This is a genomic window from Nocardioides sp., assembly GCF_047607365.1.
Classification (GTDB): Bacteria; Actinomycetota; Actinomycetes; order Propionibacteriales; family Nocardioidaceae; genus Nocardioides.
Genome location: NZ_JASGDD010000038.1, coordinates 1 through 6,076 on the forward strand (window position 1 = coordinate 1; position 6,076 = coordinate 6,076).

Annotated in this window: 8 protein-coding genes and 1 tRNA gene; 6 read left to right on the forward strand and 3 right to left on the reverse strand. The window is 72.1% G+C overall.

Annotation, left to right across the window (positions count from 1 at the left end; all coding sequences use genetic code 11):
* From QM572_RS03095 to QM572_RS03105, 3 genes are all read left to right on the forward strand, one after another.
* Positions 1-505 (forward strand): YlcI/YnfO family protein (locus QM572_RS03095; protein WP_415089918.1); only part of this gene is annotated, 505 nt, incomplete at its 5' end.
* A 26-nt stretch (positions 506-531) separates the two neighbouring features.
* Positions 532-1,350: a DUF4097 family beta strand repeat-containing protein gene (locus tag QM572_RS03100; protein WP_415089920.1), complete on the forward strand. Its 819-nt coding sequence runs from the start codon at positions 532-534 to the stop codon at positions 1,348-1,350.
* 123 nt (positions 1,351-1,473) lie between these two features.
* Positions 1,474-2,346, forward strand: a complete 873-nt coding sequence (locus tag QM572_RS03105; RefSeq protein WP_415089923.1) for a phosphatase PAP2 family protein — start codon at positions 1,474-1,476, stop codon at positions 2,344-2,346.
* On the opposite strand, the gene dcd is transcribed toward QM572_RS03105, so the two are convergent.
* Positions 2,308-2,883: a dCTP deaminase gene (dcd, locus tag QM572_RS03110; protein ID WP_415089925.1), complete on the reverse strand. Its 576-nt coding sequence runs from the start codon at positions 2,881-2,883 to the stop codon at positions 2,308-2,310. The two genes, QM572_RS03105 and dcd, sit on opposite strands and share 39 nt — an antisense overlap.
* A gap of 52 nt (positions 2,884-2,935) precedes the next feature.
* On the opposite strand from dcd, the gene QM572_RS03115 reads away from it, so the two are divergent.
* The gene (locus QM572_RS03115) at positions 2,936-3,712 is read left to right on the forward strand and encodes an SGNH/GDSL hydrolase family protein (RefSeq protein ID WP_415089928.1); all 777 of its coding nucleotides are present in this window, start codon (positions 2,936-2,938) and stop codon (positions 3,710-3,712) included.
* Here the strand turns inward: QM572_RS03115 and QM572_RS03120 are convergent.
* A complete protein-coding gene (locus QM572_RS03120) occupies positions 3,696-4,457 on the reverse strand; it encodes a L,D-transpeptidase (protein WP_415089930.1) in 762 nt (253 codons plus the stop codon). The two genes, QM572_RS03115 and QM572_RS03120, sit on opposite strands and share 17 nt — an antisense overlap.
* On the opposite strand from QM572_RS03120, the gene QM572_RS03125 reads away from it, so the two are divergent.
* Together QM572_RS03125 and QM572_RS03130 are read left to right on the forward strand one after the other, a co-directional pair.
* Positions 4,435-4,716: a hypothetical protein gene (locus QM572_RS03125; RefSeq protein ID WP_415089933.1), complete on the forward strand. Its 282-nt coding sequence runs from the start codon at positions 4,435-4,437 to the stop codon at positions 4,714-4,716. The genes QM572_RS03120 and QM572_RS03125 overlap by 23 nt on opposite strands.
* A gap of 39 nt (positions 4,717-4,755) precedes the next feature.
* Positions 4,756-4,831: transfer RNA gene (locus tag QM572_RS03130), tRNA-Gly, on the forward strand.
* 9 nt (positions 4,832-4,840) lie between these two features.
* Here the strand turns inward: QM572_RS03130 and QM572_RS03135 are convergent.
* On the reverse strand, positions 4,841-5,911 hold the full coding sequence (locus QM572_RS03135; protein ID WP_415089935.1) for an alpha/beta hydrolase: 1,071 nt from the start codon (positions 5,909-5,911) through the stop codon (positions 4,841-4,843).
* Positions 5,912-6,076 lie beyond the last annotated feature (165 nt).

A 6,076-nucleotide genomic window follows, 5' to 3' on the forward strand; every position in this document is an offset into this window, starting at 1 on the left:
GGCCGGCGGCCCGGAGATCGCCGAGGCGGCCGACCGCCTCGGCGCCGCCCTGGACCCCGCCGCCCGGCTCGGCCTCATGGAGGCGCTCTCCGACGCCGCGGCCGAGCTCTCGGCGGCGCTTCCGGACACCACCGTGCGCGTGGTACTCGACGGCCGCCGGCTCGACTTCGCCGTCGACTACGACGAGCCCCTCGTGCCGGAGCCGGCGGCCGCCGCCCAGGCGGAGGCCGAGGACGACGGCGACGACTCGGTCGCGCGCCTGACGCTCCGGCTGCCCGAGTCGGTGAAGACCAGGGCGGAGGAGCTGGCCGCCCGCACCGGGGTCTCGCTCAACAGCTGGGTGGTCAACGCGCTCAGGTCGGCGACCAGCGACGAGGGCATCAGCGTCGAGTTTCCCTTCCAGCCCGGCCTGGGCGCCTTCGGGGGACCGCGCGGGCGAGGCTTCGGCGGACCCCAGCGCGGCGGCCAGCGGCCGGGCTCCCGTCGCGAGACCGGCTGGATCTGAGACGGGCACGAGGAGAGAGGCACACCATGCGCTACGAGTTCACGACCACGCCGGCACCGACCGTCGCCCTGGTCCTCGGCCGGGGCCGCATCGAGATCACCGGCGTCGCCGGCATCCGGACGGTGACCGTCGACGTGGACGGCGAGGGCGTCGTCGCCGAGCAGCGCCGCCAGGCCATCGCCGTCCGGCAGGAACGCCACCGGCAGGGCGCGGAGGACGCCACCGTCCACCTCACCGTCCCCGCCGGCACCACCCTCGTCGGCCGCACCGCCGTCGCGACGATCACCCAGCACGGCACGCTCGGCACCGTGCGTCTCCAGCACGGCACCGGGACACTCAGCCTCGGCCGCATCGCCGAGACCCTCGTGGCCAAGACCGGGGCCGGAGACATCACGGTCGAGGAGGTCGGCGGCTCGGCCGTCCTCCAGTCCGGCGCGGGCCGGATCGAGCTCGGCCGGGCCGGCGGCAGCAGCAGGATCGCGACCGGAGTCGGGGACATCGAGGTGGGCCGCCTCGACGCCGTCGCCGACCTCAAGACCGGCGCGGGCGGGATCCTCGTGCGGCGGGCGAGCGCCGATCTGACGCTCAGGAGCGGCAGCGGTCCGATGGAGGTGCTCCTCTTCGACGGCGAGCACCTCACCGCGCGCAACCACAGCGGAGCGATCAGCGTCGGCATTCCCGAGGGCCGGCCGGTGTGGCGCGACGTCGTCACCGTCACCGGACAGCTCGTCAGCACGCTGCCGCCGACGGGCGAGCCGGCGAAGGGCACCCGGCACGCCGAGATCCGCGCCGTCACCCGTCACGGCGACGTCACGCTCCGTCCCGCGGAGGAGCCGGCGGCATGATGCTCCCGCGCGTCGAGATCCTGCCGCGCCCGCTCGCGGTCCCGCCTCCGCCGGCAACGGCGGCAACAGTGGCGACGGAGCCCCGGCCCACGCCCTCGCCGGGCGAGGCCCCACACTGAGCCTGTGCAGATATCGGTGTGGGACGAGCTGCCCTGGCCGAGCTGGGACCAGGCCGCGATCGCCTGCGCCACGGCGGCGGCAGCCGCGCTCGCCGTACGCCGTCTGCGACCGTCCCGCGGGCGGCAGACCGCGGTCGCCGCGCTGCTGGAGTTCGCGCTCGTGTCCGGGCTCTACTCGATCTGGCGGATCGCCCGGCAGCTCCCCTTCACCCACGAGGCCGGCGCCATCGAGCGCGGCGCGTGGATCGACCGGTTCCAGCACCGGCTGCACCTGCCGTCGGAGCTCGGCCTGCAGCAGTTCGCGATCCAGCACGAGTGGCTCGCGCGGTTCGCGAACGCCTACTACGCGACGGTCCACGTCCCGGCGCTGCTGACGTTCCTCGTGTGGACGTGGATCTGGCACCGCGACCGCTATCCCCACTGGCGCAACGGGCTCGTCTACGTGACGCTCGGCTGCCTGGTCATCCGCTTCCTCCGCGTCGCTCCCCCGCGGTTCATCCCCGGCCTGCACTTCGTCGACCTCTCGGACCGGCTGGGCTTCCGGGTCTACGGCGACCCGGGGTTCGGCGTCTCCGACCAGTACGCCGCGATGCCCTCGATCCACGTCGCCTGGGCCGCCGTGGTCGCCTTCGGGGTCCTCGCCTGCACCGCCGGCACCCGCTGGCGCTGGGTCGGCTGGATCGCCTTCCTGCACCTGCCGATCACGTTCTACGTCGTCGCCGCGACCGGCAACCACTGGTGGCTCGACGGGATCGTCGCCGTGCTCCTGCTGTGGGCGGGGCTGGCGTTCGACACCTGGTGGCGCCGGCGTACGGCCCGGCAGCGGGACCGATCGCGGTCAGATCGAGGTGCGGTGGAAGCTCTGGAAGCTGCGTGAGGCGGTCGGGCCGCGCTGCCCCTGGTAGCGCGAGCCGTACCTCTCCGAGCCGTAGGGGTGCTCGGCCTCGCTGGTGAGCTTGAAGAAGCAGAACTGGCCGATCTTCATGCCGGGATAGAGCAGGATCGGCAGCGTCGCGACGTTGGCGAGCTCGAGCGTGACGTGGCCCGAGAAGCCCGGGTCGACGAAGCCGGCGGTCGCATGCGTGAGCAGCCCGAGGCGCCCGAGGGAGGACTTTCCCTCGACGCGGGCGGCGATGTCGGCCGGCAGCGTCACGGTCTCGTAGGTGGAGCCGAGCACGAACTCGCCTGGGTGCAGGATGAACGGCTCGTCGCCAGTGGTCTCGACCTCGCGGGTGAGGTCGGACTGGTCGGCCGCCGGGTCGATCGCGGCGTACTTGTGGTTGTCGAAGACCCGGAAGAAGCGGTCCAGCCGCACGTCGACCGACGACGGCTGCAGCATCGCGGGGTCCCAGGGGTCCAGCGCGATCCGAGCGGAGTCGATCTCGGCCAGGATGTCCCGATCGCTGAGGAGCATGGCCCGCACCCTACCGTCCGTCCGGGTCGGGGCCGGTTGCAGAATGGGACGTGTGGGAGAGCCGCAATTCAGCAGGTACGTCGCCATCGGAGACTCGTTCACCGAGGGCGTCGGCGACCCGGATCCGGACCGGCCCAACGGCGTGCGCGGGTGGGCTGACCGGGTGGCGGAGGTGCTGGCGACGCGCACCGACGACTTCGGGTACGCCAACCTCGCGATCCGCGGGATGAAGCTGCTGCCCATCCTGGAGCAGCAGCTCGGCCCGGCGCTCGAGCTGCGACCCGACCTGGTGTCGCTGAGCGCGGGCGGCAACGACCTGATCCGGCCCAAGGTCGACATCGACGCGATCGTCGCCGAGATCGCGGCGGCCGCGTCGATGCTGCGCGAGGCCGGCGCGACCGTCGTCCTCTTCACCCACGGCGACGGCGGGTCGTCGGGCGTCTTCGGCGCCATCCGGGGCCGGGTGGCGATCTACAACGAGCTGCTCCGCGACTTCATCGCCGACGACCCTCGCGACATCGTGCTGGTGGACAACTGGCGGCTGAAGGACGGCCACGACCTGCGGGTCTGGGACGAGGACCGGCTGCACCTCAACGCGATCGGCCACCAGGGGGTGGCGATCAACGTGCTCGACAGCCTCGGCGTCAGCCACGACCTGGAGCCCTACCCGATCCCCGACGGCCCGCTCAAGACGGCGCGGCAGCAACGGCTCGAGGATCTCGAGTGGGCTCGCAAGCACCTCGCGCCCTGGGTGGGCCGTCGCCTCCGGCGTACGTCGTCGGGGGACGGCCTCGGGGCGAAGTACCCCACCCTCACGCCGCTGGCGTAGCCGTCGTCACCTGGCCCCGCGTGCTGCCCTTCAGCCACCGGGCCCAGGTCAGGTTGTAGCCGGCGTAGCCGTTGTCGCCGTCGGCCTTGCGGCGCGGCGAGCCGGTGATCGTGACCGGGTCGCCCGGCTTGGAGAGCTCGTAGAACCACTTCGAGTCGGCCAGCGAGAGGTGCACGCAGCCGTGCGACCCGTTGGCGTTGCCGGGGTGCGGATCGGCCGGCGAGTAGTGCAGGAAGGTGCCCGACCAGGTGATCCGGACGTCCCACGGCAGGGTGAGGTCGTAGTAGTCGGGGTCGCTCTCGTCGCAGGAGATCTCGACGCTGCACGAGTCCATCCGCACGGTGGCCTCCTTGTTGACGACCGCCATCGTGCCCGTCCACGACGGCCAGTCCGGGCTGCCGGCATCGCTCGCCATCGTGCGGATCACGGCGCCGTTCCGGGTGACGACGGTCTGGTGCCGCTTGACGTAGACGTGCGTGCGCACGTCGTCGCCGATCGTGAACCGGCGGATGTAGCTGCGCTTGCCGACGCGGCCGTTGCCGTCGCTGACGCCGGTGAGGTCGGCCACCAGCGTGACCTCCGTGCCCGAAGCCCAGAACTCCTGGGCGCGGAAGTCCACCCGCCGCTCGCTGAACCAGTGCCAGGCGCCGACCACGGGCGTCGAGCTGGTCACGGTGAGCCGCCTCTCGATGCCGGCGCGCGCGCTGACGGCGACGGCCTTGGTGAAGACGATCGAGATCGGCATCGCCACACCCACCGTCGAGCCGGTGGCCGGGGCGATGCTGTTGACCTGGATCGCCGGGCCCGTCGGGACGACGGTCGGCGAGGCGGAGGCAGGCGACGAGGCGGACGAGGACGGCGACGCCGAACCCCCGGCGGAGGCGCTCGACGAGACGTCCGCCGACGAGCCGGTCCCGGCCCGCGGGCTCCCGTCGACTCCGGCGCAGCCCGAGGCGACCAGGATCAGGCCGATCGCAGCCGTCACCACGCGCACGCCCCGATAGCCCCTCAACGCACCCACCCCTGTATGTTTGCACCCACCTGCGGATGTAGCTCAGTTGGTAGAGCGTCAGCTTCCCAAGCTGAATGTCGCGAGTTCGAGCCTCGTCATCCGCTCCACGAGCCGGGTCAGCGACCCTTCTTGAAGAAGGCCATCAGCCGGGGCAGGTAGTCCTTCAGCGCGCGGGTCCCGTAGCCCCAGGCATGGGTGCCCTGGGCGTAGCTGTGCCAGCCGATGCCGACGCCGGCGGCCTCGGCCGCCTGCTTGAAGCACAGGTTCGAGGCGTGCAGGATCGCCTCCATCGCCACCGTCCCGGGCACCGCCGGGTCGCTCAGGTCGGACTCCCCCGGCAGCCCGGTGCTGGTGTAGAGGTCGACCTTCGTGTTCGCGAGCCTGGCGACCTGGGAGGCGGGATCGCGGGCCTGCCAGTTGGCCGCGTCGGTCACCGGGTCGCCGAAGGGCGCGAAGGGCTGGACCTGGTTGAGGCCGGTCATGATCGCGGAGATCAGGGTCACCGCGCCGGCCCTGCAGACCTCGTTGTAGTAGATGTCCACCGCGCCCGAGAACGAGGCGGCCGCGCCGTAGAGGTCGGGATGGCGCGCGGCGTAGGACATCGAGCCGAACCCGCCCTGGGAGATCCCGACGATGGCACGCTGGGAGCGCTTCTTCTTGGTGCGGAATCGCTTGTCGACCCACGCCACCAGCTCCGCGGTGTGGAACGTCTCCCAGTTCGCGACACCCCGGCTCGTCGTCTGGTCGACCCAGTTCGTGTAGAAGCCGCCGCCGTCGGCGTCGTACGTGCCGTCCGGCATCACCACGATCATCGGCAGCGACTTCGTCAGGCTCAGGGTGTCGAGGTTGGAGAGCCACACGTTGGCGAGGTTGCTGGTGCCGGGCAGGGCGTAGAGCACCGGGTAGCGGTGGCGGGGATGCCGGGCGTACCCGGCCGGCAGGATCACGTTGACCCGCAGCGGGGTGGTGGCCGACATCGCGAGCGACGGGGTCGAGACGGTGTAGCGGATCACCCGGGCCGACTCGCGCTTGGTGGTGAGCACCCGGATCGCGGCCGCCGTGCCCGCCGCAGGCTTCGTCCTGGGCCTCGTCCCGGACCGCTCCCGGTCGGCGTGCGCCGGCGAGCCCAGGCCGAGCAGGATCCCGGCGCAGAGCAGCGTCGCCAGCACTCGTCGATGGCGCCTCATGGGTGACCTCCGTCCACAGCGTCGGAGGACCAACGAGCGGAGTGTGACCTGGGTTACACCCGGCTCCGCTCCATGTATCTCACCGTCTGAGGAGCGCGCTGCGGATCCTGACCCAGAGCGGGTCGGCCTCGCCGTACGCCGAGGTCAGCCGCATCACGCCGCCGA

Coding starts and splice junctions, on each gene's coding strand:
- QM572_RS03100 (WP_415089920.1), top strand. CDS start 532: ATGCGCTACGAGTTCACGACCACGCCGGCACCGACCGTCGCCCTGGTC.
- dcd (WP_415089925.1), bottom strand. CDS start 2,883: ATGCTCCTCAGCGATCGGGACATCCTGGCCGAGATCGACTCCGCTCGG.
- QM572_RS03120 (WP_415089930.1), bottom strand. CDS start 4,457: ATGCCGATCTCGATCGTCTTCACCAAGGCCGTCGCCGTCAGCGCGCGC.
- QM572_RS03135 (WP_415089935.1), bottom strand. CDS start 5,911: ATGAGGCGCCATCGACGAGTGCTGGCGACGCTGCTCTGCGCCGGGATC.